General features: G+C 46.1%; 23 protein-coding genes. 14 read left to right on the top strand and 9 right to left on the bottom strand.

All coding sequences use genetic code 11. The annotated features are described in order from the left end of the window. Positions 1 to 134 precede the first annotated feature (134 nt). Positions 135 to 3,272, top strand: a complete 3,138-nt coding sequence (locus PP178_RS02685) for a WD40/YVTN/BNR-like repeat-containing protein (protein ID WP_272592761.1) — start codon at positions 135 to 137, stop codon at positions 3,270 to 3,272. A gap of 366 nt (positions 3,273 to 3,638) precedes the next feature. On the opposite strand, the gene PP178_RS02680 is transcribed toward PP178_RS02685, so the two are convergent. Then, positions 3,639 to 4,121 (bottom strand): YybH family protein, encoded by a 483-nt coding sequence (locus PP178_RS02680; RefSeq protein ID WP_272592760.1) that lies wholly within the window; start codon positions 4,119 to 4,121, stop codon positions 3,639 to 3,641. A gap of 180 nt (positions 4,122 to 4,301) precedes the next feature. On the opposite strand from PP178_RS02680, the gene PP178_RS02675 reads away from it, so the two are divergent. From PP178_RS02675 to PP178_RS02655, 5 genes are all read left to right on the top strand, one after another. Beyond that, positions 4,302 to 4,841, top strand: coding sequence for a CopD family protein (locus PP178_RS02675; protein WP_272592759.1), 540 nt, complete (start codon positions 4,302 to 4,304; stop codon positions 4,839 to 4,841). Between the two features lie 290 nt (positions 4,842 to 5,131). Then, a complete protein-coding gene (locus tag PP178_RS02670) occupies positions 5,132 to 6,541 on the top strand; it encodes a sensor histidine kinase (RefSeq protein WP_272593611.1) in 1,410 nt (469 codons plus the stop codon). Between the two features lie 17 nt (positions 6,542 to 6,558). Then, positions 6,559 to 7,341: an enoyl-CoA hydratase/isomerase family protein gene (locus tag PP178_RS02665; RefSeq protein WP_272592757.1), complete on the top strand. Its 783-nt coding sequence runs from the start codon at positions 6,559 to 6,561 to the stop codon at positions 7,339 to 7,341. Between the two features lie 27 nt (positions 7,342 to 7,368). After that, the gene (locus PP178_RS02660; protein ID WP_272592756.1) at positions 7,369 to 8,919 is read left to right on the top strand and encodes a hypothetical protein; all 1,551 of its coding nucleotides are present in this window, start codon (positions 7,369 to 7,371) and stop codon (positions 8,917 to 8,919) included. Positions 8,920 to 9,495: 576 nt separating this feature from the next. After that, positions 9,496 to 10,569 (top strand): PA0069 family radical SAM protein, encoded by a 1,074-nt coding sequence (locus PP178_RS02655; RefSeq protein WP_272592755.1) that lies wholly within the window; start codon positions 9,496 to 9,498, stop codon positions 10,567 to 10,569. Between the two features lie 36 nt (positions 10,570 to 10,605). Here the strand turns inward: PP178_RS02655 and PP178_RS02650 are convergent, their stop codons facing one another. From PP178_RS02650 to PP178_RS02635, 4 genes are all read right to left on the bottom strand, one after another. Continuing rightward, complete coding sequence (locus PP178_RS02650; protein WP_272592754.1) at positions 10,606 to 12,030, bottom strand: Gfo/Idh/MocA family protein; 1,425 nt, start codon at positions 12,028 to 12,030, stop codon at positions 10,606 to 10,608. 104 nt (positions 12,031 to 12,134) lie between these two features. After that, positions 12,135 to 12,794 (bottom strand): HD domain-containing protein, encoded by a 660-nt coding sequence (locus PP178_RS02645; RefSeq protein WP_272592753.1) that lies wholly within the window; start codon positions 12,792 to 12,794, stop codon positions 12,135 to 12,137. After that, positions 12,794 to 13,528, bottom strand: coding sequence for a lysophospholipid acyltransferase family protein (locus PP178_RS02640; protein WP_272592752.1), 735 nt, complete (start codon positions 13,526 to 13,528; stop codon positions 12,794 to 12,796). The genes PP178_RS02645 and PP178_RS02640 overlap by 1 nt, the downstream gene beginning before the upstream one ends. An 85-nt stretch (positions 13,529 to 13,613) precedes the next feature. Then, complete coding sequence (locus PP178_RS02635; RefSeq protein ID WP_272592751.1) at positions 13,614 to 14,024, bottom strand: BrxA/BrxB family bacilliredoxin; 411 nt, start codon at positions 14,022 to 14,024, stop codon at positions 13,614 to 13,616. 132 nt (positions 14,025 to 14,156) lie between these two features. Here PP178_RS02635 and PP178_RS02630 point away from each other — a divergent pair, with 132 nt between their 5' ends. From PP178_RS02630 to PP178_RS02615, 4 genes are all read left to right on the top strand, one after another. Continuing rightward, positions 14,157 to 14,888: a tellurite resistance TerB family protein gene (locus PP178_RS02630; protein WP_272592750.1), complete on the top strand. Its 732-nt coding sequence runs from the start codon at positions 14,157 to 14,159 to the stop codon at positions 14,886 to 14,888. A 33-nt stretch (positions 14,889 to 14,921) separates the two neighbouring features. Beyond that, positions 14,922 to 15,524, top strand: a complete 603-nt coding sequence (locus PP178_RS02625; RefSeq protein ID WP_272592749.1) for a HupE/UreJ family protein — start codon at positions 14,922 to 14,924, stop codon at positions 15,522 to 15,524. 83 nt (positions 15,525 to 15,607) lie between these two features. Next, positions 15,608 to 16,048: a deoxycytidylate deaminase gene (locus PP178_RS02620; protein ID WP_272592748.1), complete on the top strand. Its 441-nt coding sequence runs from the start codon at positions 15,608 to 15,610 to the stop codon at positions 16,046 to 16,048. 10 nt (positions 16,049 to 16,058) lie between these two features. Then, entirely contained in the window at positions 16,059 to 17,678 is a 1,620-nt protein-coding gene (locus PP178_RS02615; protein ID WP_272592747.1) for a S41 family peptidase, read from the top strand. Here the strand turns inward: PP178_RS02615 and PP178_RS02610 are convergent. Beyond that, positions 17,675 to 17,878 (bottom strand): hypothetical protein, encoded by a 204-nt coding sequence (locus PP178_RS02610; protein WP_272592746.1) that lies wholly within the window; start codon positions 17,876 to 17,878, stop codon positions 17,675 to 17,677. The genes PP178_RS02615 and PP178_RS02610 overlap by 4 nt on opposite strands. A 2-nt stretch (positions 17,879 to 17,880) precedes the next feature. Continuing rightward, positions 17,881 to 18,483 carry a MarC family protein gene (locus PP178_RS02605; RefSeq protein ID WP_272592745.1) on the bottom strand — a complete coding sequence of 201 codons (603 nt, stop codon included), beginning with the start codon at positions 18,481 to 18,483 and terminating at the stop codon, positions 17,881 to 17,883. A gap of 124 nt (positions 18,484 to 18,607) precedes the next feature. On the opposite strand from PP178_RS02605, the gene PP178_RS02600 reads away from it, so the two are divergent. Continuing rightward, positions 18,608 to 19,180: a DUF3109 family protein gene (locus PP178_RS02600; protein ID WP_272592744.1), complete on the top strand. Its 573-nt coding sequence runs from the start codon at positions 18,608 to 18,610 to the stop codon at positions 19,178 to 19,180. Here the strand turns inward: PP178_RS02600 and PP178_RS02595 are convergent. Together PP178_RS02595 and PP178_RS02590 are read right to left on the bottom strand one after the other, a co-directional pair. Further along, entirely contained in the window at positions 19,170 to 21,104 is a 1,935-nt protein-coding gene (locus PP178_RS02595; protein WP_272592743.1) for a tetratricopeptide repeat protein, read from the bottom strand. The two genes, PP178_RS02600 and PP178_RS02595, sit on opposite strands and share 11 nt — an antisense overlap. A 9-nt stretch (positions 21,105 to 21,113) precedes the next feature. After that, positions 21,114 to 21,848 carry a LytR/AlgR family response regulator transcription factor gene (locus PP178_RS02590; RefSeq protein ID WP_272592742.1) on the bottom strand — a complete coding sequence of 245 codons (735 nt, stop codon included), beginning with the start codon at positions 21,846 to 21,848 and terminating at the stop codon, positions 21,114 to 21,116. 370 nt (positions 21,849 to 22,218) lie between these two features. On the opposite strand from PP178_RS02590, the gene PP178_RS02585 reads away from it, so the two are divergent. From PP178_RS02585 to PP178_RS02575, 3 genes are all read left to right on the top strand, one after another. Further along, complete coding sequence (locus PP178_RS02585) at positions 22,219 to 22,371, top strand: hypothetical protein (protein WP_272592741.1); 153 nt, start codon at positions 22,219 to 22,221, stop codon at positions 22,369 to 22,371. Between the two features lie 685 nt (positions 22,372 to 23,056). Continuing rightward, a complete protein-coding gene (locus PP178_RS02580) occupies positions 23,057 to 24,046 on the top strand; it encodes a ribonucleotide-diphosphate reductase subunit beta (RefSeq protein WP_272592740.1) in 990 nt (329 codons plus the stop codon). A 123-nt stretch (positions 24,047 to 24,169) separates the two neighbouring features. After that, positions 24,170 to 26,653 carry a ribonucleoside-diphosphate reductase subunit alpha gene (locus PP178_RS02575; protein WP_272592739.1) on the top strand — a complete coding sequence of 828 codons (2,484 nt, stop codon included), beginning with the start codon at positions 24,170 to 24,172 and terminating at the stop codon, positions 26,651 to 26,653. The last annotated feature ends 15 nt before the right edge of the window (positions 26,654 to 26,668 follow it).

Raw genomic sequence — 26,668 nt, 5'->3', positions numbered from 1 at the left:
AACCCCAAACCCCAAACCCCAAACTCCAAACCAACCCCCAGGATCATATCCGAGCAGTGGATGAAAAAATACGGATACTCCAATTCTGTCTTTTTCCTTACTTTTAAAGCTTACTATTCACGAAAAACCACTCTATGAAAACTACTGCATTCAGGCTCAGTGCATTAATGCTGCTCCTTATGCTGTTGCCGTTCTCCCTCTCGGCACAGAAAAGAAAAAAACATCAATCTCAAACAGATCAATATCCACAGGAATTATACTCCAGCATGGAATACCGTTTGGTAGGCCCTTTCAGGGGTGGCCGATCGGCTGCGGTGACCGGGGTGCCCGGGCAGCCAGATCTTTTCTATTTTGGCGCCGCCGGGGGTGGTGTCTGGAAGACCACGGATGGAGGTAACACATGGAGCAATATCTCTGATGGTTATTTTGGAGGGAGTATAGGTTCTGTGGCTGTGGCCGATTCTGATCATAACGTGATCTACGTTGGCGGTGGAGAGAAGACCGTCCGGGGGAATGTTTCTTCAGGATACGGAGTCTGGAAGTCTGTAGATGCAGGGAAGACCTGGAAAAGCATGGGGCTGGATAAGAGCAGGCATATATCGCGAATGCGAATTCACCCGGACAATCCTGATATTGTATACGCTGCAGTAATGGGCAATATCTATAAAGCTACAGATGAGCGAGGTGTTTATAAAACCACCGATGGCGGTAAAACCTGGAATAAAATACTTTTTGCCAATGATATGGCCGGGGCGGTTGATCTGATCATCGATCCAACCAACCCGCGTAACTTATATGCGAGTACGTGGCGGGTTCAGAGAACTCCTTACAGCCTGAGCAGTGGGGGCGAGGGCTCTGCACTATGGAAAAGCACCGACAGTGGAGAGAACTGGGAAAGGATTTCAGATAATAAAGGCTTTCCAAAAGACACCCTGGGAATCATAGGCGTTACGGTCTCCCCTAAGAATGGCGATCGTGTCTGGGCCATCGTGGAAAATAAGGAAAAAGGTGGACTCTATCGTTCTGACGATGGCGGTAAAACCTGGATGCAGGTGAACGATGAGCGAAAGCTAAGACAGAGGGCCTGGTATTACACCCGTGTATATGCCGATAGCGAAGATGAGGACAAGGTTTACGTTCTCAATGTACGTTACCACAGGTCTACCGACGGTGGTAGAACTTTTGAAACTTTTAATGCGCCTCACGGGGATCACCACGATCTTTGGATCGCACCGGAAGATTCGCAAAGGATGATCATCGGGGATGATGGGGGAGCACAGGTTTCTTATGATGGTGGTGAAAACTGGAGTACCTACCACAACCAGCCCACCGCTCAATTCTACAGGGTAACCACTGATAATGCATTCCCGTACCGCATTTATGCGGCACAACAGGATAACAGCACTATCCGGATTAAACACCGCTCTGACGGTCGAAGCATTTCCGAATCCGATTGGGAGGAAACAGCAGGGGGTGAATCGGCTCATATCGCGGTCGACCCTGAGAATAATGATATCGTCTATGGCGGTAGTTACGGAGGTTTCCTGACACGTGTAAACCACGAGAACGGCACCACTCGCGCTATCAATGTATGGCCGGATAACCCTATGGGTTACGGTGCGGAAGGGATGAAGTACAGGTTCCAATGGAATTTCCCTATCATTTTCAGTAAACACGATCCAAATAAATTGTACACCTTTTCTAACCATGTTCACCTCTCGACCAACGAAGGGGAGAGCTGGGAATTACTGAGTGATGACCTGACCAGGAACGACCCGAAGAAACTGAAATCGAGCGGTGGTCCAATCACCCAGGATAATACCGGGGTAGAATATTATGCTACCATCTTCGCGGCAGACGAAAGCCCTTTGAAAGAAGGATTGCTATGGGTTGGTAGTGATGATGGCCTGATCCATATCTCCAAAAATGGAGGAGAGAGCTGGGAGAATATTACTCCGTCTAACATGCCGGAATGGAGCATGGTGAACAGTATCCACGCTTCTGCTTTTGACGAGGGCACTGCCTATGTTGCAGCTACACGTTATAAGCTGGGAGATTTTACTCCTTACCTCTACAAAACCTCTGATTATGGTAAAAGCTGGACCTTGATCACTGACGGGATTCCGTCAGAGCATTTTACCCGTGTAGTACGGGAAGATCCTAAGCAAAAAGGTTTGCTGTACGCCGGGACTGAAACCGGGATGTATATTTCATTTAATGACGGGGCCAGTTGGAAGCCATTCCAGCTGAACCTGCCTATAGTGCCGATTACAGACCTTGCCATTAAGGATAATAACCTGATCGTAGCCACCCAGGGGCGAAGCCTCTGGATCCTGGACGACCTGTCCATTCTGCACCAATTGGATACATCCATGAAGGGTAAGGACATGGTATTATACCAGCCAAAGCCTGCATATCGCACAAAGGGGAGGGCCATGAGCGAACCATCCAAAACAGAAGGGCAGAACCACCCTGCAGGAGTAGTGACGCATTTTTACCTTAAAGATTTTTCAGAAAAAGACAGCGTTTCATTGGCCTACACTAATATGGAGGGAGATACTTTATCGACCTATTCTAATAACGCGAAAGAGAAAGGGAAAAAGCTGGAAGTGAAGAAAGGAGGTAATACCCATGTCTGGGATACCCGTGGTAAAGGAGCAGAGGAATTAGAGGGAATGATCCTTTGGTGGGCAAACCTGGACGGGCCACAGGCCACACCGGGGGATTACAAGGTGCATCTTACGGTGAACGGGCAGAGCAGCACCCAGCCATTTAAGATCATCCCAGATCCCAGGGCAGAGGTGTCTGTTGCTGATATGAAAGCACAACATGAGTTCATTACTGAAGTGAATGCAACGGTGGATGAAGCACACCAGAGCATTAAGAAGATCAGGAAGATCAATGAACAACTAAAAGCTTTTAAGAAGCAATACAAAGGGAAAGAAGCCACGAAGGAATTGGTGGAGAAAGCGGATAAAATGATCTCCGATTTTGAGGAGATAGAGAAAGCCCTTTACCAGACCCAGAACAGGAGTGGGCAGGATCCTTTGAATTTCCCAATTAGGCTGACCAATAAACTGGCTCACCTGAATAGCCTGGTAGGCATGGACGACTTTCCTCCGACAGCGCAGGATAAGGCTGTAAAGCAAGAGCTGACTGCCGCGATTGAAAAGGAATTAAAGGCTTTTAATGAATTGGTCGACAAGGAAGTGGCCGAATTCAATAAGGCATTTAACGCCCTTGAACTTAATTACCTCTATTTACAAGAATAGTAAGTAGTTAATTGAAACTGAAAACCCAACGTGTTCCGCTCCCTGGAATGCGTTGGGTTTTTTTATGGACAATCCCCAAATGCCCGAAATGATGAAAGGCAGGCCGGCGGCAAACCACCAATCGCAAACTGCCAACTAGCAGCAGCTTCCTGGGGACAAGCCCCCTCCCCAAGCCAAAAGATAGGTCTGGTCACTGCAAAAATCAAGCAGCCGTATTGGCAAACAACAGAACTATTGCATTTTTTTGCAAACCGCTAATCGCTAACCCGCCCAGGCCTCTGGCCTATTCGGGCAGGCCGCTAACCCTGCCCTGAGCGCCCGCCCGACTGAACGTCGTTCGGGCGGGTAGTCGAAGGGCGCCAACTCTCACCGAATCGAACTCATCGTCGGATCCGAGTTATTTATGTCTACCACGTTCTTCCAGCTGCCATCAGGCTGCTTCTTCCAGACCGTGACCGCATTCATATAATTTTTTACCAATTGGCCGGTCGAGTCGTTCCAGGTAAAAAGGCTTCGCTCTAACAAGTACCCCATATCACCGGATTCGGATATATGGACCTCGTAAGGCTCCCAATCTACGGACCAGCCGGGAATGCTGTCTGTTTCCTTGAGCATTTCCATAATTTCCTCGTGACCCCGGAGTGCGGGTCGTCCCTGTGGCATTAACACGGCATCTTCATGCCAGTAGCTGAGGTATTCTTCGTGGGATTTGGATTTGGCCCATTCCCTGCTGGTTTCCATCAATGCCGTTTTTTCGGCCTCGAGGTCTACTGTTTCCTCCATTTCCTTTTCTTCTGCACAGCTGCTTAATACTAAACAGCAGAGCAGTACAAACCATAATTGTTTCATAGTGTACATGTTAAATTATACGATTCTAAAATTGTAAGGGGAACAGTTACTAAGGTAGTTTTTTTTCTCTTAGATCTATTGAATGGGAAGAAAGGAAAGCCAGTTTGATTCAGGTAACCCCTGAACCTTTATGTCCCGGATAGTTTTTCTGCCTGAAACCAATTAACTTTAACCCCCGATATGGGGGATTACTACAACTACATTAAATCGCTGCACCTGATCTTCGTGATTACCTGGTTTGCCGGGCTGTTCTATATGCCGCGCTTATTCATCTATCATATTGAAGCCGTAGAGAAAGGTGGGGTAGAAAAAGATATCCTCTCCCGCCAATTAAAATTGATGAGCCGGAGGTTATGGAATATCATCACCTGGCCTTCCGCTATCCTGGCAGTATTCTTTGCCCTGTGGTTGTTACACCTTATGCCCTCTTGGGTGACCCAATCCTGGATGCAGGTAAAACTGGGGTTCGTGGTACTGCTGATCGCATATCATCTCAAAACGCATATGATCTACAAAAAGCTACAACGCGATGAGGTGGTTTACACCTCCCGTTTTATGCGCATCTGGAATGAAGGGGCTACGCTGTTGCTGTTCGCAATCGTATTCCTGGCCATTTTAAAAAATGCATTCAACTGGATCTACGGGGTTGTGGGTATCTTTGTCCTGGCTGTAATGCTGATGCTGGGGATACGCCTCTATAACCGCATCCGTAAGGATTAGTTTGAGATGCCAGCACTTTAGGGGTTGTAAATTCCGCTTATTCCTTTTTGGGGAAAGCCCCCTCCCCATGACCAAAAGATAACTCGAACCACTGCAGCAATCAAGCAGTGGAATGGGCAAAAATTAGACCAGAATACTTTCTTGCCAACCCTCCCGTACGTGCTGAAGGTGGGCCTCGAACTTCGAACTTCGAACTTCGAACCAACCTGGTTCGATATTTGCTATCTTTAAACCCAAAGCCTGCAACCTTGCTCCAAAAGATTTCGCTCAGATCACGCATTTTCGTTACCATGATATTGTTGGTGGTCATGGCCTCCGTACTGATCGCAGGGGTAACCCTCTATCAATACCGGGAACAATCTAAAGATTACCACCGCGGTAGACTGGAACGAAAAGAACAGCAGATACAACAAAGTATCGCTTATACCTTCCAGGAAACCACCTACCCGGTCACCGAAGAGAACCTCCAATATATTTTTAAAGACGAGATCTACCGGATCGCAGATGTACAGAACGTAAACTTCAATATCTACGACCTGGAAGGCGACCTGGTCCGAAGCTCCCGGCCACAGCTTACGGTCGATTCCCTTTCCATGTGCCTGGATGCCGAGGTGTTAAACCGGCTTAAAGAAAGTGTTGATAAACGCTTTGTAGAAGACAATACGGCAGCAGGGGATAAGTACCTGGCGTCCTATACCTATATACTGGACCCCAGGTTTAAACCTATCGGGATCCTCAACCTGCCTTACTTTGAGGATAACTCCTTTAACGATATGGAATTGAGAGAATTCCTGATGCGGCTTGGCGGGGTATACCTCGTGATGCTGTTCATGGCCATCTTGCTGGCCTACATCGTCTCTACCTATATTACGCGATCGCTCCAGACCATCTCCGATAAGATGGGAAAGACAGATTTTACCAAACGCAATGAAAAAATCTTTGTAGAAAAGCCCTCCCAGGAAATAGGAAAACTGATTGATGCTTACAACGCCATGATCGATGAGCTGGAACAAAGTGCCGCAAAACTGGCCCGGAGTGAAAGAGAACAGGCATGGAGGGAGATGGCTAAACAGGTTGCCCACGAGATCAAAAACCCGCTGACCCCCATGCGCCTTAGTGTTCAAAGTTTTGAACGTAGTTTTAACCCGGAAGATCCGAAGGCAGACCAGAAAATCAGGGAGTTTGCCAAAACCCTGATACAGCAGATCGATACCATGAGCAGTATCGCCTCTGCATTCTCTAATTTTGCCGAAATGCCGGCCCAACAGAATGAGACCCTGGATGTAGTAAAGATCGTTAAACTGGCTTTGGACATCTTTAATGAAGATTATATCCACTTTATTGCCAATGAAGAAAAGATCATAGCAAAATTAGATCGCACACAATTGATCCGGGTGGTAACCAACCTGGTGAAAAACGCTATTCAGGCCGTTCCCGAAATTAAGGATCCGCGTATCCTGGTAACCGTCTCTACCGAAAACGAATTTGTGAAGATCTCCGTAGCGGATAATGGCATCGGGATAGGGGACGATGTCAGGGATAAGGTGTTCGAACCAAAATTCACCACCAAAAGCAGTGGAATGGGACTAGGGCTCGGAATGGTTAAAAATATAGTGGAAACCTATAAAGGGAGCATTACCTTTACATCTCAGCAAGGAAAAGGAACCGTCTTCACGGTCTTATTCCCTAAAGAAGTATAACTTAAATAACATTGAACATGAATTTCGGAAACATTCTTATCAAAGCCATCGCACCTATAGCAACTATCACTATTAACCGGCCCGATAAGCTGAACGCCCTCAATAAGGCTACCATAGGAGACCTCCATGATGCTTTTATGGCCTTAGAATCTGATCCCGAAATTCGCGTAATTATTATCACCGGTTCCGGTGAAAAAGCTTTTGTGGCAGGAGCGGACATTGCCGAATTCTCCGGGTTCTCTGAAAAGGAAGGGAAAAAATTAGCGCAGAAAGGACAAGAAGACCTTTTTGACCTGGTGGAAAATCTTAAAACACCCGTTATCGCGGCGGTTAATGGTTATGCCCTTGGCGGTGGACTTGAACTTGCTATGGCCTGCCATTTCAGGATTGCCAGTTCTAATGCGAAAATGGGATTGCCCGAGGTTTCCTTGGGGCTGATACCTGGTTATGGGGGCACTCAGCGCTTACCTCAGTTAATCGGGAAAGGAAGGGCAATGGAAATGATCATGACGGCCGGCATGATCTCTGCAGAAACGGCTTTGGAATACGGACTTGTTAACCACGTTTGCGCCTTAGAAGAACTACAGGACTTCTGCCGGAAAATTGGCGAGAAGATCGCAAAGAACTCCCCGGTTGCGATCAGTCATGCAATAAAAGCAGTAAATACTGGTTTTAAGTATGATGCGGATGGTTACCAGGCCGAGATTAAAGCGTTTGGAAAATGCTTTGGGACCGAGGATTTCAAAGAAGGCACTACCGCCTTCCTGGAAAAACGAAAGCCGGATTTCCCCGGGGCCTGAGAACACCGTTGCCCAAACCAAACCTCTATGAGAAACCGAGTAGCCCTACTTCTGCTGGTCGTGGTATGTGCCTTTGGCAATGCCCAGGATATGCCTGTCAACTATACTTTCGGCGAAAAATTCAACGACAAATACAGATATTCTAACCTGCTCTCCATGGCCGAAGATGGCTCCGGGGGATACCTGCTGGTCAGGGCGTATTATACCGGTCTCATCCTGACGCCAAAAGGATACTTTATAGAGCAGTACGATAGTGACCTTAACCTGGTCTCCGAAGTGAACTATAAGCTGAAAGGTAAGGAGTTCGTAGAGGGGTATGTAAATAACGGGCAGCTGTATATGCTCTTCCTGGAATATAACCCCAAAGCCCTGGCCTACGAATACGTAGTACACAGGAGTCCGATCGGGAAGGACCAGTTTACAGTGGAGAAACTGCTAAGCGTTGCCTCAGAATTCGTTAAGAACCCTTTAGACCGCAATTACTATAACCGCAACTTTAATTCGGGTTTTACCACTACCGTGCTTTTCGATGAGGCCAAAAGTGCCTTTGTGATCAGTACGCATTTTAAGAAGAATAAAATGAATAAGCATGCGATCCACGTGTTTGATACTTCGCTCAGGAAAATCATGGAGCACGATTTCTCTGAAGAGGTAGAAGACAAGAATTACGCCTTTGAGAACCTAGCTGTTTCGGCCGATTTAAAGCAGGTGTTTATCGTGGGGAAAGCCTATTATAAGAAAAAACGCTTTTCTGCCTTAGAACGCAAGTTCCAGTACGAACTGATTAAACTGGATGGCAGCGGGCACCAGGTGCAAACTTTTGATATCGAGGATAAATACAGTGAATCCCTGAAACCACTGCTGCATAAGGGAGATGTAATCTGCGTCGGTTTCTATGCAGACCGCAAGGACAACCGCTACAATGGGCTGTCCTATTTTAAGGTAGACCCACAAACCCTAGAAATCCGCTCACGGAAATACAATCCCTTCTCTCCGCAATTCATGTTTGATAAATTTGGAAAAGAGAATGCCAAGTTTGTCAAAGATCTCGTTTTTAAGAATGTTAGTATTAGCCCGGATAATTCCATCCTGTTCAATGCCGAGGAATATTTTGTGACTACCAGTACCCAGGCGAATTCCAGCGGGGGTCGGCTGCGGGTGGAACGTTTTCACCATAACGACATCGTAAGCGCTAAACTGGATTCTAACGGTGATATGGTCTGGGCGCGTAATATTAATAAAACAGAGGTAACCCAGGGCGATGGGGCCTATGCCTCTTACAGTTCATATACCCTTGGCGGCACCACCTATTTCTTTATCAGCACTGCTTCGGAAAACCCGCAATTGCTGAACCGGGAGCGACTCATTTTTAAACAGGGATTCAGTCGTAACCGCAATGTCTTTGTCATTCGCCTGGATGATCAGGGCAAGATGGGCTATGAAAAGATCATCGATAACGAAGAGGCCAGGCTACCATTGATGGTCTCCAAACCCCTGGTGGACCGCGAAGATGAAGAGCTGCTCTTTTACGCGAAAAGAGGTTCTAAGAAGCAGTTGGTAAAAGTGGAAATGCGGTAAGTAATACTTCTCGACTCCCTGCCTGCCGGCAGGCAGGCGCTCGAAGTGACTGTATTCATGGTTACTTACTGAGTGCAAGTTGATTTCCCACTTTGAGCCATGTTGAGCTGTTTGTTATCTATTTCAGTCTTCAGATTAGCTAATTCAAAAAATCATGAGCCGTCATTGCGTAGTCCTTTGGCTAATTCTAAGAACCGAGCATAAACTTTCCGTTCAAGTCCTTCGGCTAGCATCTACTCTGTTAGTTCGAGCCCTTCGGCTAATTCTCAGAATCAATCATCAGATGTCAGTTCGAGCGCCCGCCCGAACGACGTTCAGTCGGGCGGGGAGTCGAGAACCATTTATCATATCATCGCTCAGGACAGGCGAGCTGTAACCCCCCCCCGTACCGAACGGCACATTCGGGCGGATTGTAACTATGTCCCTTTGTAACTATGTACCTATGTCCCTTTGTAACTATGTACCTGTGTCCCTTCCTACCAACTTGAAGGGAAGTGAATTTCTCAAAGTCCAGATTTAACACGAACATATGCTGTAAATTGGAAATAATCCATAATTTTGGAATAAATCCAATAAATGAATCCGGACAGCTTCCACAAAGGCCGTGGTGCCCAGCAGAATCCCGATAACAAATTCCTGCAGCATCGCTATGAGACCAGGGATGATTTCCTGGAATACATGCGTGCTGAAGGTGAAGACCTGGGCCCGGGAAAAACACAATACCTGCCGATTTTCCCAAAAACTATTGTGAATAAAGTCACCAGCCCGGATGTGGGGATGAACTGGTCCCTGAATCCCTACCAGGGGTGTGAGCACGGCTGCATTTATTGCTATGCCCGGAATTCGCACGAATACTGGGGGTATAGTGCAGGGCTGGATTTTGAGACCCGTATCCTGGTTAAGGAAAATGCCCCGGCTTTGTTAGAGGATAAGCTGCGGTCTAAGAATTGGAAAGCTGAAACTATAGTATTATCCGGCAATACGGACTGCTACCAACCGGCAGAAGAAAAATTCAGGCTTACCAGGGCATGCCTGGAAATATTCCTGAAATACCGTCATCCCGTCGGGATCATCACAAAGAACTCCAGGATACTTCAGGACCTGGACTTGCTGAAAGAATTAGCGGCACACAAGCTGGTAGGGGTCAACATCTCTGTTACTTCGCTATCTGAACAGACCAGGCGGATCCTGGAGCCCAGGACAGCTACTATAGCAAAGCGACTTCAGGCTATACAGGAGCTCTCCGACAATAATATCCCGGTAAACGCAATGCTGGCCCCTATTATCCCGGGCATCAACAGCCACGAGGCTCTGCCCCTGGCCAAGGCTGTTGCCGATCATGGTGCCAGGTCTTTTTCCTTTACGGTGGTTCGCTTAAACGGAGCCATAGGACAGATCTTTACAGACTGGATCAGGAAAGCCATGCCTGACAAGGCGGATAAAGTATTGCACCAGATAGCAGAATGTCATGGGGGAAGTTTGAACGACAGTAGGTTCGGACTACGAAATAAAGGTGATGGAATCCTGGCCAAACAAATTCACGACATGGTGAAACTGGCCAAAAAACAGTATTTCCAGGACCGGTCTTTTCCTCCTTTAGATAATAGCCTGCACCATCAGTATAAAAAAGGGCAGCTCAGTTTATTCTGAACCGCCCTTGATATAGCGTAATAGTCGTAATTCGGTTTAGCTGAGTTCCCAGCCCTTGCGATATTCGCCACGAACCCAATCGTTGGCTTTGTCATAGTTGGTGACCCTCATGTTTTCTCCGTCCCATTTCAGTTTCATTCTACCGGGGTAATTGAAAGGATCCCAATCCCCTAATTTCTTGCCGGGCTTCAGCTCTTTATGCTGAAAAGCTTTGATCGCCAGGTTCCCCATAAGAACAGCCTCTGTCAGTGGGCCCGACTTTTTGAAATCCGAGGAAGTAGCCGTTCCGTTCAGGCATCCTTCAACCCAGTTCTTCTGGTGTCCGTCAGTGTCTCCTTCTATCCGTTCCAGGTAAGGTTTAGGCTTATTCAGCAGGTCCATCATGCTGGAAGGTAGAATTCGAGCATTCCTGGAATATACATCGGTTACCAGTATCCCTTTTGATCCGTAAAAGATAGTACCTCCACCGGTATCACCAATGGTTTCCCCGTCTTTTAATTCGTCCGGCAGATCGGGCATAATTCCGCCGTCATACCAATTAAGGCCTATAGGCCCGTGGTTAGGCGTATTGAATTTTAGACGTACAATTGAAGATGAAGGGCACGATTCGTTATAATCAGCCTCGACAAAATCACCTACCCAGTTCGTGGTACAGCTGGCTTCAGCTTCGGTAGGGTAACCGAGGTCTAGAACGCTGAATGGAGTTTCCATGATATGGCATCCCATATCCCCTAAGGCGCCGGTTCCAAAGTCCCACCAGCCTCGCCATTTAAATGGGAGGTAAGCATCGTTATAATCTCGCATTGCTGCAGGTCCTAACCACTGATCCCAGTCCAAGCCTTTAGGAATAGGGTGTTTTTCTGTAGGCACCGGTACTCCTTGTGGCCATACCGGCCTGTTGGTCCAGCAATCGACTCGTTCTATCTTGCCGATGACCCCGCTATCTATCCATTCCCGTGCCTCACGGCTGCCATCACTGGACGCACCCTGGTTCCCCATCTGGGTGACGATCCCGTTTTCCCGGGCCGCCTCGGTCATCAAGCGTGCCTCGCGAATGGTGTGAGTCAGGGGTTTTTCCACGTAGGCGTGTTTCTTAGCCCGCATAAAAGGAAGGGCGATACTCGCATGGTTGTGATCAGGGGTTGCCACCATGATAGCATCAATATCCTTCAGCTGTTTGTCATAGACATCGCGGAAGTCAGTATAGCGTTTTACATCGGGGTACTTCTTATAAGTGTCTGCAGCCCTGCGCTGGTCTACGTCACAAAATGCTACATATTTCACCTTCCCGGTACGGTCTAGGCCGTTCATTACCCCGGCTCCTCTTCCCCCGACGCCAAAAGCGGCTACGTAAAGGGTGTCAGAGGGTGGTACATGTCCCTTCCCAAGCACATAACTGGGAACTATAGAAAAAGCCGCAGAAGTAGCGGCTGCATTTTTTATAAACTTTCTTCGCTGCATGGCTGGTCATTCATTTTTGGTGAATGCTGAAGATACACAAAAATTCAATGTCCGGATTCGGAGATACAGCGGGTTAAAAATTAAGATAGGTATTTGAAAAAATACTAGAGACGACCATTCCATTCGTCATAGAACTGCTGAAGGTAATCCAGCATGAACTGGTGCCGGACTTCCGCTATTTTCTTACCGGTTTTGGTCTGCATTCCGTCTTTGAGCAGCAATAGCTTTTCGTAGAAGTGGTTAATGGTTGGTCCTTCAGATTTTTTGTACTCTTCCTTGCTCATATTCAACTTGGGCTGAATATCCGGATCATACAAGGTCCGGTTCTTAAAGCCCCCGTAATTAAATGCCCGGGCTATCCCGATCGCACCTATGGCATCCAGCCGGTCCGCATCCCTGACCACCTGCAGCTCCTTGGAATTAAAGGGCCTTTTAGCTTTGGAAAGGGAGTTCTTAAAGGAAATATGTTTTATGATCTTGACCACGTGGGCGATGGTCTTTTTGGGAACACCTAAAGAATTGAGGAATTCACGAGCTATTCTGGGTCCGATCTTTTCGTCTCCCCCGTGAAATTTTGCGTCTGCAATATCATGGAGCAGGGCTCCCAGGCTAACGACCAGGATATCCACTTTCTCGTCCTTGGCAATCAGTAAGGTATTATTGAAAACGCGTCGGATATGGAACCAGTCGTGTCCGCCTTCAGCTCCCATAAGGGTTTCCTTTACAAAGGCGATGGTTTGCTCTACGATCTCTGCGTCGCTCATCAGCTATTCTTTATACTGTCTTTAATTTTCTTTTCTACTTTGGCCAGCAGGGCTTCCGGATCACTGTTCTGCTCTATAGGGGCATGCACCTGCATCTTTAAATGACTCCCGATACCGTGGGGGAATTTCCCGTACCGTAGCATTTTCCATGAATTGTTGATCGTAATGGGAACAACCAGAGCAGAAGGTGCCGTTTTCATCAGAATTCGGAGTCCCATCAGCTGGAATTTCTTGGGGTTGCCATCGCGGCTGCGGGTGCCTTCCGGAAATATGACCGCGGCTCTTTTGGTTTCTTCAATATACCTGCCCAGTTTTGAGATCTCTGTCAGGGCCTGCCTCGAATCCTTTCGGTTGATAAGGACAGATCCGCCATGGCGTAAATTATACGAAACACTCGGGATTCCTTTTCCCAATTCCATTTTACTGACAAACTTTGGATGGCAGGCACGTAAAAACCAGATGATCATGGGAATATCGTACATACTCTGGTGGTTGGCTACGAGAATTAAAGGCCTGTCATCGGGTAATTCAATTTCCTTCTCAAAAGAATATCGCGTACCTAACAAATGGGTTAACCGGAGGATACCCAGGTTCATAATGCTTACACTCTTCTTATGCGCTTCATATCCAAAAATATTCAGGCAAACCCACTGGATAGGGTGGAAGATCAGTAACAGCAAACCGAAAAAGATAAAATAAACCACCGTTAACGGGTAGGCGAATATTTTTCTCATAACTCAAAAATAAAAAACCGCCCGGATACGAACGGTTTTTAACCAAATTATGCTTTCTGTACAGAGGACATTACTCCCTGTCTAATCAACAGAATTCGTTATAGGCTTCTTTCAGGTTTTCTGCGATAAGTTCTGCAGGTCTTCCTTCTATATGATGACGCTCTATCATGTGCACCAGCTCGCCGTCTTTAAATAATGCCATGCTGGGTGATGACGGAGGGAATGGCACCATCAGGTCACGGGCTGCATTTACGGCCTCGGTATCTACCCCGGCAAATACAGTAACCAACTGACTTGGGGTCTTGCTGTTGTCCAGGCTCATCTTAGCTCCCGGGCGTGCGTTAGCGGCTGCGCAACCACAAACCGAGTTCACTACGACTAAAGTGGTACCGGATTGGTTTATAGCTTTTTCCACTTCTTCAGCGGTATATAATTCACGGAAACCGGCAGACGCCAGGTCTTCTCTCATCGGTTTTACTAATTCTGCAGGATACATATGCTCTTTTTTTTATATTTCAGGCTACAAAGATAACCAATTCAGAGCACTTTACCCAGTCTGTGCTTCCTACTGAAACCGACCTTCAAATCCTCTGCAATGTCCTATATTTGCCTAAATTTTTAGAGACATATGATCAAATGGATAGCGGCCATCCTGGGCTATTTTTTCTTTAGACTGCCCGGGGCATTAATAGGTTTTTTCCTGGGAAGCCTGTTGGATTCACAAACCAGGTCCGGGGGAGGCAGGACAGTCTTCAGTGATTTCACCAGGCAACAGGTCTCACCATCCGATTTTGAATTACACCTGCTGTCTCTCTGTTCTATAGTGATCAAAGCTGATGGGCAGGTTAGCCAGCGAGAGCTCGACTATGTCCGGCAATATTTTTTAAGCACCTATGGAAAGGAAAAAGCCAATGCGATCTTTCGCACATTTAACGATGTTGTTAAGAAGCGTGAGATTTCTGCCCAGAATATCTGCGCCTTCCTCAACCAGCGTACCCGCTACGAAGTAAGGCTGCAATTGTTGCATTTCCTTTTCGGGATCGCACAGGCAGACGGATCTGCAAGCCCTGCGGAGATCGCCAAGCTTTCAGAGATCGCCGGGTATCTCCGGATTGGGTCGCACGATTTTGAGAGTATAAAGGCCATGTTCATAAAATCGGCCGATACCGCCTATAAGATTCTCGAAATAGAGCGAACGGCCACAGATGATGAAGTGAAAAGTGCGTACCGTACTATGGCGAAAAAATACCACCCGGACCGGGTCATCACTAAAGATGAAGCGATTAAAAAAGGTGCGGAGGAAAAATTTAAAGAAGTGCAGAAAGCCTATGAGCAGATACAGCGCGAAAGAGGGCTCTGAGTAATATAAATAACTGACCGTAAATAATAGACCATGGGAGATTTTGGGTTTTATGTAGAGTTGGGCTATAAGCACGTTATGGATCCGGGGGCTTATGACCATATCCTCTTCCTCGCGGCACTGGCCCTTCCGTTTACCTTTAAAGGCTGGAAAAAAGTGTTATTCCTGGCCACTGTATTCACTGTTTTTCATTGTACCTCCCTGGCACTTTCGGTCTATGAACTCTTCCGGGTGCCCGCTGAGTGCATAGAATTCCTGATTCCGATCACCATTGTCATTACCGCAGTGCTTAGTATGCTGTATACCCAAAGGGATGCAGATAAGACGGATTTGTATATGCACAGCCTGTCCGCGGCATTCTTTGGGCTGATCCATGGGTTCGGTTTTTCCAATTACTTCAATATGCTGATGGCCGGTGAGGCATCTAAGGCCGGACCACTACTTGGTTTTGCCACAGGGATAGAATTGTCACAGCTGGTGATCCTGCTCGTGGTCCTTGGACTTAACTTTCTTTTCCGCTCACTGTTTAAAGTTAAACCCAAGTGGTATATTACTGTGGGAGCGATAATTATAGGATTGGCCACAATACCGATGCTGATTGATACGTTCCCTAATTGGAAGGCGTGTTTTAATTAAAAATTAACCGTTAGGGGTTTGTGAAGCGATCTTAAAGCAGGTATCTTAGTAGCAATTAGAATCCCACAACCCGAATTACCTTTATGAACGAGGGGAAAAAAGCAAAATACGACAAGGCTTATTTACGGATGGCGTATGAATGGGGTAAATTATCCTATTGTGTTCGCCGGCAGGTAGGAGCCATCATCGTAAAGGACCGGATGATCATCTCTGATGGTTATAACGGTACTCCCACGGGGTTCGAGAACTTTTGTGAAGATGAAGAAGGGTATACAAAATGGTATGTACTGCATGCCGAAGCCAACGCTATATTAAAGGTGGCATCTTCTACCCAGAGTTGCCAGGGGGCAACCCTGTACATCACCATGTCTCCCTGCAAGGAATGCAGTAAGCTAATTCACCAGTCTGGCATAAAACGTGTGGTATATCAAACAGCGTATAAAGACGATTCCGGGCTAAAATTCCTGCAAAGAGCAGGTGTAGAACTGCAGCACCTCCCGGTGATCGAGGAGAGAGTGATCTAAAACCTGATCGATGAAAAAACAGTATTATTTATGGCCTACAGTTGTTGCCCTTGCCTTGGCATGCGGGATCTTTCTTGGCGGTAAACTGAATTTCAACGACAGTCCAGAAAAACTCTTCACAACCAATTCCAAAAAAGACAAGCTAAATCGGCTGATAGATTATATCGACTATGAATACGTAGACGATATCAATACGGACAGCATAGTAGATGTTACGGTAAACAATATCCTGGACAAGCTGGATCCGCATTCGGTATACATCCCTAAAGAAGATATGAAACAGGTATCCGAGAATATGAAAGGCGATTTCGTAGGGATAGGAGTCAACTTCTATATGTACAAAGATACTATTGCGGTAATCCGTGCAGTTCAGAACGGTCCCAGCGAAGAAAAAGGGATTAAACCCGGTGACCGTATCCTGATGGCGAATACAGATACCTTATACGGGAAACGGCTGCCCAGCGCAGACATCGTCAGTAAGCTTAAAGGAAAAGAAGGCAGCTCTGTTAAACTTAAGATCTATAGGAAAACAGGAGACAAAACATTTGATGTGGATATCCGGAGAGACCGGATTCCCCTGAGTAGTGTAGAGGCACAATATATGCTGGATGAGGATTTGGGGTATATCAAAGTGAACCGTTTTGCTGAATCTACCTATAAAGAATTTACTAGGGCACTACGAAACCTGCAGAAGAAAGGTGCTCAAAAACTGGTTCTCGACCTGAGGGATAACCCGGGGGGCTACCTTGGCATCGCACAGAAAATGTCTGACGAGTTCTTGCAGGATGGCAAACTCATTCTTTTTACCAAGAACAAAAAAGGCAAGATCGATAAGACCTATGCCACTAAAAAAGGGAGTTTTGAGAATAAACAAGTCTATGTTCTGATCAATGAGCGTTCCGCATCGGCGAGCGAGATCGTTGCCGGGGCTTTGCAGGATAACGATATAGGAACCATTGTCGGGCGACGATCCTTTGGGAAAGGACTCGTGCAACGAGAAATGGAACTGGGCGACGGATCTGCAGTCAGACTGACCGTTTCCAGGTATTATACACCTACAGGGCGCTCTATCCAGAAAAGTTATGATAACGGTACTGAGGATTACTACGAGCGATTTATGAACCGTTATAATAATGGGGAGTTAATGGAGGCTGATAGTATAAAGGTGGCCGACTCGCTCCGCTTTGAGACCCCTAAAGGAAAAGTGGTCTACGGTGGGGGAGGGATCATCCCGGATGTTTTTGTACCCATAGGCTCTCATGAAGAAGAGGCTGTAGAAAGCCTGGACAGTTCATTCGGTTTATTCTCCAGGTTCATCTTTGACCACCTGGAAGAAGACAGGACCCGCTATGTAAAGATGAGTGAACAGGAATTCATGCAAAGTTTCAATGTGGATGATATTCTTTTTGAGAACTTCATCAACTATGCAGAACGATGGCCATTGGTACAAAAGCTGAACCTCCGGTATTACGATATGGAGGAGCGGATTAAAGGATACCTGAAAGCCGCCCTGGCAGCACAATTATACGGGCCCAACCAACAGGCTCGAATTAAAGCCGAAAATGACCCCATGCTGCAGAAAGTGTTGCAACTGGAGCAGCCCGAAACTCCTATGATTCGGCAGGATTAATCCTCTTCTATCTTTTTCTGTATCTTCTTAGAAGTATTGAAGATCAGGATAAGCACGATGGCACTGAGTGCCGCCACGATCCCGATAATGGCAATAGTGCTGTCGCCCTGCAGCGGATCATTAAAATTCACCACCGTTACATTGTAGGCAATAAGAGCCAGTGCCAGTACGACTAAAATTATACTCAGGTATTTGTTCATAACTACTTTAGGGTTGCTAGGTTCTCCTGTATCGCGAATAATTGGTGCACATTGGCTGCAAATAATTTTACAGCTATGGCCATCAGGATCACACCAAATACTTTGCGGATAACACTTAATCCGCTCCTCCCCAGGAAGCGTCCAATACGTCCGGACGACTTTAATACCAGGTATACAAAAATGGTGTTCAGTATAATGGCGACAATGATATTCTCCACGTGATACTCTGCCCGCAAAGATAATAAAGAAGTAAGGGTTCCCGCACCTGCGATCAGCGGAAATGCTATGGGAACAATAGAGGCACTCTCCGGTTCGTCATCTTTATACAGGGAGATCCCTAAAATCATTTCTATGGCCAGGAAAAAAATGATGAATGCACCCGCCACGGCAAAAGAGTTTACATCTATCCCGATCAGGTTCAGGATCTCTTCCCCGACAAAGAGGAAAGCGACCATGATACAGGCAGCCACTATGGTTGCCTTTCCGGACTGTATATGACCTACCTTGTTTCGTAAACTGACAATGACAGGGATTCCGCCCAGGATATCGATGACGGCAAAGAGTACCATGGTAGTGGTAGCTATTTCACGAACGTCTAAATTCATAGCAATTAATTTTAAAAGTCGACAAAGGTACGTGAAAGCAGCAGGCTTGGATTACGAAACCATTAAATTATTACTGTGTTAACAACAACAAAGCGGTATCTTTGGCCGACTTAAATTAAGGGGTATGTTTCAACTGGGAAAAACCATAGTTTCTGAAGAGATCATCGAGAACGATTTTGTATGCAATTTAAGCGCTTGCAAAGGGGCATGTTGCGTAGAAGGTGAAGCCGGTGCTCCCCTTGAAAAAGAAGAAACCGAAATTCTGAGGGAAATCTATCCCAAGGTAAGACCCTACCTGAGACCCGAGGGGATAACTGCTATAGAGCAGCAGGGGACCTTTGTTAAAGGCACCGATGGTGATTGGGAAACTCCCCTGGTCAACAATAAAGAATGCGCCTACGTAACTTTCGAGGAAAACGGCACCGCCCTATGTGGTCTTGAACAAGCGGCCAAGGACGGGGTAACGGATTGGGTAAAACCGGTTTCCTGCCACCTGTACCCGGTACGTGTCAGGGAATACACGGAGCTTACCGCGGTGAATTATCATAAATGGCAGATCTGCGATCCTGCCTGCAGCCTGGGCACAGAATTACAGGTGCCCGTTTATAAGTTTGTAAAGGATGCACTGGTTCGCAAATTTGGACATGATTGGTATACCGAGCTTGAAAAAGTAGCCGAAGAACACCTTAGGAAGTAGGGATATGCAGGATGATCCGGGTCCCGGATGGGTGACGCATGCGATCAAACAAATCGATAATATCAATTTCAAACGAATTACGGTAGGCTTTGGAAAAATTCCGTAGCCGCGCCTTGGTGATGTCGATCCCCAGGGACTTTCGCTTCAATACCCTGCTTTTCTTCAGCTCTTCAGAGGCATCGCGACCAACACCGTTGTCGGTAATGGCAATCTGCATATACTTATCGTTCTCCCGGGAGATATATAACTCGATATTCTTTTCCCCTTCTTTTGATGAGAGCCCATGCCATAATGCATTTTCGAGGAATGGCTGTAAGATGAGCGATGGCACTTTTACCTGGTGTGGGTCTATTTCCTGGTCGATGCGTACCGTGAAATTGATCTCGTTATTAAACCGAATGTTCTCAATATTCATGTATAATTTCACCGTTTCTAATTCCTCGGCCAGGGAGATCTCCTTAACTGATGAAGCGTCGAGAATTTTACGCACCAGTTTGGAAAACTTATTCAGGTAATGTACCGCGTTCTTCTTCTCGTTATTGATGATGTATAACTTAATGGAGTTGAGCGAGTTGAATAAAAAATGTGGATTCATCTGGCTGCGGAGCATGGTTTGTTCCAGGGTGAGCAATTTCTTGTCGCTTTTCAGCTGGAATTGCCGGTAGAACACGTATAAAATAAGGAGGAAAAGCGCGAGGACGAGGGTGCTGATGATTAGGGTGTTCTGGTTTCTTTTTAGCCTCAGTTTTACCAATTCGTTTTCCTGGGCCAGGGACTCGATTTGGTTGGTCCGCTCCTCAGATTCGGCCCGCGAGATCACGTCGTACACGTAGCGGGTATTCCGTTCGTTAGAGATCTTGCGGCGGATGGTCTGCGCTTGTTCGTAATACTCAAGTGCATTCTCAAAATCCCCCTCCTTCTCGTAGAGGTCGTGCATAAAGGCCTTTGCGGTATAAATATTACCGTAGATGTCGTATTCTTCGGCCATATTTAAACCCCATTCCAGGTATTGTAAAGCTTGCTGGTGTTGATCCATATGTATATACGTCCAGCCGATATTGATATATATGGCAGAGATCATTTCCTTATCTCCCCATTCTTCGGCCAGGGGGAGGATGGAGTTAAATAGCCCGAGGGCCTCTTGTAACTTATCCTGGTGCACATACACATGTGCGATGCCAAAATTACTCATCACTTGTACCTGGTCAGAACTTACCATCTCGTTCAGGCCTAGTGCCCTATTGTAATTCTCCAGGGCTTCTTCCAGTTCGCCCATGGCCTCCAGCGATTCCCCGATTCTCGCATGGTTGATCGCTGCCTGGGGGATATTGCCTAATTCCATTTCAAGTTCAACCGCTTCCCGGAATAATTCTATGGCCAGGTCATATTGCTCCAGGGTGCGGTAAATATTCCCGATTATATTCAGGGAGGCATTCATGGTACTTTTAATGACGGGAGACGGGTGGTTGATTGAGCGTGCGAGGTAGAGCGCTTCCTTACTGTAATCCAAAGCAGATTTAATAGCATTGCTCCGAAGGTAATCCAACCCCAGCATGTTGAGGCTCTGGATACGGAGTTCCATATTATTGGCTTCTATAGCTGCCTCCAGGCCCTGTTGGTGATAGCGTATGGCCTGTGAATGATTGGACAGGTCCCTTGAGCGTACCCCCAGTTGGTTATAGGCATAGGCCAGGCCATCAAAATATTCTACAGCGGCAGATCTTTTAACGAGGTAAGTCAGGAGAACACTATCTTTCTGGTAGGGAGCAAATACTTGGTCTAACTCCAGGTAGGTGGTTGGCTTGGCCAATAGGATGCTGTCTGTCTTTTTTAAGAACTCGCCCGTACCCTCTTGGGCGTAAACTGAAATTCCGGGAAGCAGCAGTAAAAGAAACAATATGTTCCGGGATAAAGAGAACTTCATCGCTTTGATTTATAACATATCTAAGAAATCTGACTTCTTCTGCCTGGAAACTGGGATCTTGTGTCCCGAAACTAAAACCACGTATCCGTCAGTTTTAATGAATTCCTTGATCTTAGAGAGGTTGATGATATACGAATTATGGATGCGGTAAAAGATATCGGCAGGCAATATCAGGTTGACTTCTTTGAGCTTTTTCGTAAGTACGATCCGTTGCCCGTCTTTCAGGAAAAGTGTGCTGTAATTTCCGTCAGATTCAGCATAGAGGATTTCGTCGGCAGTCAGGAAGATGAGTTTCCCATCTGTATTCACGGTGATCTTTTTATGAACGGGATTGCTGTTAAAATTGAGCAGTAATTTCTCCAGCTTATCCGTGCTGAGGTTACGGGTATGGAATTTTTTGATCTTCTGAATGGTCTCTCTCAGGTCGTCTCCATCTATCGGCTTTAACAGGTAATCCAGGGCCTCGTTCTTCAGAGCCTGAATAGCGTATTGGTTATAGGCCGTGGTGATTACGACGGGAAAATCGCGTTTTTTAATTTTCTGAATGAATTGGAACCCATCCATCTTAGGCATTTCAATATCGAGGAATAAGCAGTCGGGACTTTGTTTTTCCAGGTACTCCAGGGCTTCAAACGGATCAGTAAAGGAAGCCTTAACATGGATTTCTTCACTGAAGTTTGTCAGCTCCCAGGACAAGCTTTGTAATGCCTTTTTCTCGTCGTCTACAAGTACGGCTTCAAGCATGAGACTTAATTGTTTAGAGGAAAGATAGTCAAATATATGAAGGAGTTAATAGTGTACCTACAAAAGATATGTGGAAGGAACATTTTCTTGTATGGATGAGTATAGGGAAGGCTTACAGAGCGAATATCGGATAGCAAGTAGTCACGAGGGCATTAAAGACCGGCTTTAAGTGCTGTATATAGCGTAAAAGAAATGTAGGTTGTTCTGCTTGAGAATATTATCCCCTTTTTATTGCCGCCATCTATACAATATTTACTGCAGATTATACAAATGCCCTTAAAAACGGGGAAGTATCGGTTACATTTGATCTTCCAAAGATTCCCCTTGATACACAGCGTGTCAAAAAAATGACCAACGAATCTGGGAACTGATGAAGAAGTGTGCGATACTGTTCTGTATTTTGATCATCACCCTGATCTTAGCAGCAATCACCGAGAGGCAATTGGAGGATCAGCAGAAATCAAAATTAGTAATAGCGGCCGATGAAACGGAACTGATCGCCAATGCAGAAAACAGGCCCTGAAGAAGATTATTACGAATATCCATTTTCAACAAACGCTCAACCGGTGAGATTTCATCCAAGAGCGATCCGGCATCTCCAGGGAAGCCGATAATTATATAACTATCAAACCAAAAGTACGATCCTGAAGGGAGTGCTTATCCTAGGGTGGCACATCTGTTTTAACAGAATCCCATGGTTGCAATTGCACGAACAGGATAACCAGACCAACTAGTTTTGGCCATGGTATTTGCGGGATATAGGTTTCGGGGGAACTACCTAGTTCAGCAGATCCATTTGTCGTGATAACAAATTTTCAACGCAACCTCTTGGATCGTACGGTTTGATAGATTTTTACACCTTCCGCTGCTATTCCCATTCCATTTGCAAACAACCATTTTGTCTTTCTTCAAGTAAGATGACAATATGCTTTAAGCTAGGATGATAATAATAAACCAAAAAGTATAAAAATACCGACTATTTGGTTTATTCTGCTTCGAATTTTTTCTGTAGAATTCTATTAAGACTGCCATGCATCCCGCAGGCCTAGTAAACTTCCTTGCCGAGGGTGGATTTCAACAAATTCTGTTAAAAACTTTAAGACCAATTACGAGAAATTGGGTTTTCTTATTGAACCCTTTTTTAAATCTTTGTTATCCCAACACGAACAACTTTTCGCACTTCATACTAACACTAAAACGCATTGATTATGTCATCATCTTCAGTAGAACCCATTTTAACAGAAAACGAAGGTCGCTTTGTGATCTTCCCTATTCAGCATCATGATCTCTGGGAGTGGTATAAGAAATGCGAAGCTTGTTTCTGGACCGCCGAAGAGATAGACCTGCACCAGGATCTTGCGGATTGGAATAATAAACTATCGGATGATGAAAAGTATTTCATCAAACACATATTGGCATTCTTTGCGGCGTCAGACGGCATAGTAAATGAAAACCTTGCGGAAAATTTTGTAAACGAAGTGCAGTACCCGGAAGCTAAGTTCTTCTATGGCTTCCAGATCATGATGGAGAACATCCACTCGGAAACCTACTCACTGCTAATCGATACCTACGTAAAAGACGAAAAGGAAAAGAATATTCTTTTCACAGCTATAGAGAACTTCCCCGCGATTAAGAAAAAGGCAGACTGGGCCCTGAAATGGATAGAATCTCCCAGTTTTGCAGAAAGGTTGATCGCATTTGCAGCAGTAGAAGGGATTTTCTTCTCAGGAGCATTCTGCTCTATTTTCTGGCTGAAGAAGAGGGGCCTAATGCCCGGCTTAACCTTCTCTAACGAGTTAATTTCAAGGGACGAGGGGATGCATTGTGACTACGCCGTGCACCTTCACAATAAACACTTGGTCAATAAAGTGCCTAAATCCCGTATTACCGATATCATTGTTGATGCGTTGAACATTGAGCGCGAATTCATCACCGAGTCGCTTCCTGTAAGTCTTATCGGGATGAATGCTAAGCTCATGACCCAATACTTGGAATTCGTGGCAGACCGCCTGTTGGTTGAATTGGAGTGTGAGAAAGTATATAATTCGACCAATCCATTCGATTTTATGGATATGATCTCCCTGCAGGGAAAAACCAACTTCTTTGAGAAGAGGGTTTCTGAATACCAGAAAGCCGGTGTACTGAATAAAGACCAGGATTCCGATGCACAAAAGATCAGCTTCGACGCAGATTTCTAAATAGTAAACAATCCATCCGCATACACCCCCCTAAAAGGGAGATATGCTCTCAATATAGATCCCGGTTGTGCTTCCTGCCGAAGTACGACATAAGCAACGTATCACCTAAAATCAACTAAACACATGTTCGTAGTAAAAAGAGACGGAAGAAAAGAGCCGATTATGTTCGATAAGATCACGGCCCGTGTTCGTAAGTTATGTTATGGCTTAAACGAACTCGTAGACCCAGTAAAAGTCGCCATGCGCGTCATTGAAGGATTATACGATGGGGTAACTACCTCGGAACTGGATAACCTGGCAGCAGAGATCGCTGCTACCATGACCACGACACACCCGGATTACGCCAAATTAGCTGCCCGTATTTCCGTTTCTAACCTGCATAAGAATACCAAGAAATCCTTCTCGGAAACCATGCAGGATCTTTATGAATATGTAAATCCGCGAACTGGTAAAAAAGCACCACTGGTGTCTGATGAGGTTTTTAAGGTGATCTCTGATAATGCAGCCGAATTGGACAGTACCATTATTTATAACCGGGATTTTGGGTACGACTACTTTGGATTTAAAACCCTGGAGCGTTCTTACCTGCTGAAGATCAATGGTAAGATCGCCGAACGTCCGCAGCATATGCTGATGCGTGTTGCTGTCGGGATACACCTGGATGATTTAGAGGCAGCCAAGGAGACCTACGAACTGATGTCTAAGAAGTTCTTTACGCATGCTACCCCAACGCTTTTCAATGCCGGTACTCCTAAGCCACAGATGTCATCATGCTTCCTGTTAGCGATGAAAGATGACAGTATTGACGGGATTTACGATACGCTGAAAAGTACGGCCAAGATTTCCCAGTCTGCCGGGGGGATAGGACTTTCTATCCACAATATCAGGGCTACGGGCTCTTATATCGCCGGTACTAACGGAACATCTAACGGGATTGTACCCATGCTAAAAGTCTTTAACGATACAGCGCGTTATGTAGACCAAGGAGGAGGGAAAAGAAAAGGAAGTTTCGCCATTTACGTAGAACCATGGCATGCAGATATCTTTGATTTCCTGGATCTGAAGAAGAACCACGGGAAAGAAGAAATGAGGGCAAGAGATCTTTTTTACGCCATGTGGGTGCCGGACCTTTTTATGAAAAGGGTAGAGGCTAACCAGGAATGGACCCTGATGTGTCCTAACGAGTGCCCGGGACTATATGACCACCACAGTGAGGAATTTGAAGAGCGCTACCTGAAGTACGAAGCCGAAGGAAAAGGGCGTAAGACAATCAAGGCTAGAGATCTTTGGGAAAAGATACTGGAGTCCCAGATAGAAACCGGAACCCCATACATGCTCTATAAAGATGCTGCCAACCGCAAGAGTAACCAGAAGAACCTGGGAACCATCCGTTCTTCTAATCTCTGTACCGAGATCATGGAGTACACTTCCCCGGACGAGGTAGCGGTTTGTAACCTGGCGTCTATCGCACTGCCAATGTTTATTAAGAACGGGCAGTTTGATCATAAAGAATTATTCAGGGTCACCAAACGCGTGACTAAAAACCTGAACAGGGTTATCGATAGAAATTACTACCCGATCAAGGAAGCTGAAAATTCTAATATGCGTCATCGCCCTATTGGGTTAGGAGTGCAGGGACTGGCAGATGCATTTATTATGCTGCGCCTTCCTTTTACCAGTGATGAGGCAAAGACTTTGAACCAGGAGATCTTTGAAACCCTGTATTTTGCAGCTGTTACCGCCTCCATGGAAATGGCTCAGGAAGAAGGGGTTTACCAGAGCTATGAAGGATCGCCAATCTCCCAGGGAGAGTTCCAGCATAACCTTTGGGGGATTAAGGATGAAGAACTGTCCGGAAGATGGGACTGGGCAAAACTTCGCAAAAGCGTTAAAAAGCACGGGGTTCGTAACTCCCTTTTAGTGGCGCCGATGCCAACCGCTTCTACCTCGCAGATCCTTGGAAACAACGAGTGTTTTGAGCCTTATACTTCAAACATTTATACCAGGAGAGTACTGTCCGGTGAATTCATCGTGGTTAACAAACACCTGTTAGAAGACCTAGTAGAGCTAGGCCTGTGGAATGAGGACTTAAAACAGGAGCTGATGCGTGCGAACGGTTCTGTTCAGCATATTGACGGCATCCCTGAGGAAATCAAGGAGCTGTACAAGACTGTATGGGAACTGAGTATGAAAGACATCATTGATATGAGTCGCCACAGGGGATACTTTATCGACCAAAGCCAGTCGCTGAATCTCTTTATGGAAAATGCCAATTACTCCAAGCTGACCTCTATGCATTTCTATGCCTGGAAGAGTGGATTAAAGACAGGGATGTATTACCTGAGGACCAAAGCGGCAGTAGATGCCATTAAGTTCACCCTGGATAACAGTAAGAAGAAAGAAGCTCCGGAAGAAACTGCGGTTCCTGAAATGTCAGTTGCAGCTGCTCCGCCTAAAGAAGTAACGGCCGCTATGGACGTAAAGCCAACTCCGGTGGCTTCTGAAGAGGCAGATACCAGCCCGATGAGCCCTGAAGAAATGAAGATGCTGATTGCACGTGCCAAAGAAGGCCAGGCAGATGACGATTGCCTGATGTGCGGTTCTTAAGCTTTAGTGTTTATT

The organism is Zeaxanthinibacter sp. PT1 (assembly GCF_028464225.1).
Classification (GTDB): domain Bacteria; phylum Bacteroidota; class Bacteroidia; order Flavobacteriales; family Flavobacteriaceae; genus Zeaxanthinibacter.
The sequence above is the reverse complement of the archived record's forward strand: the minus strand, read 5'-3'. Positions and strand labels throughout refer to the sequence as shown.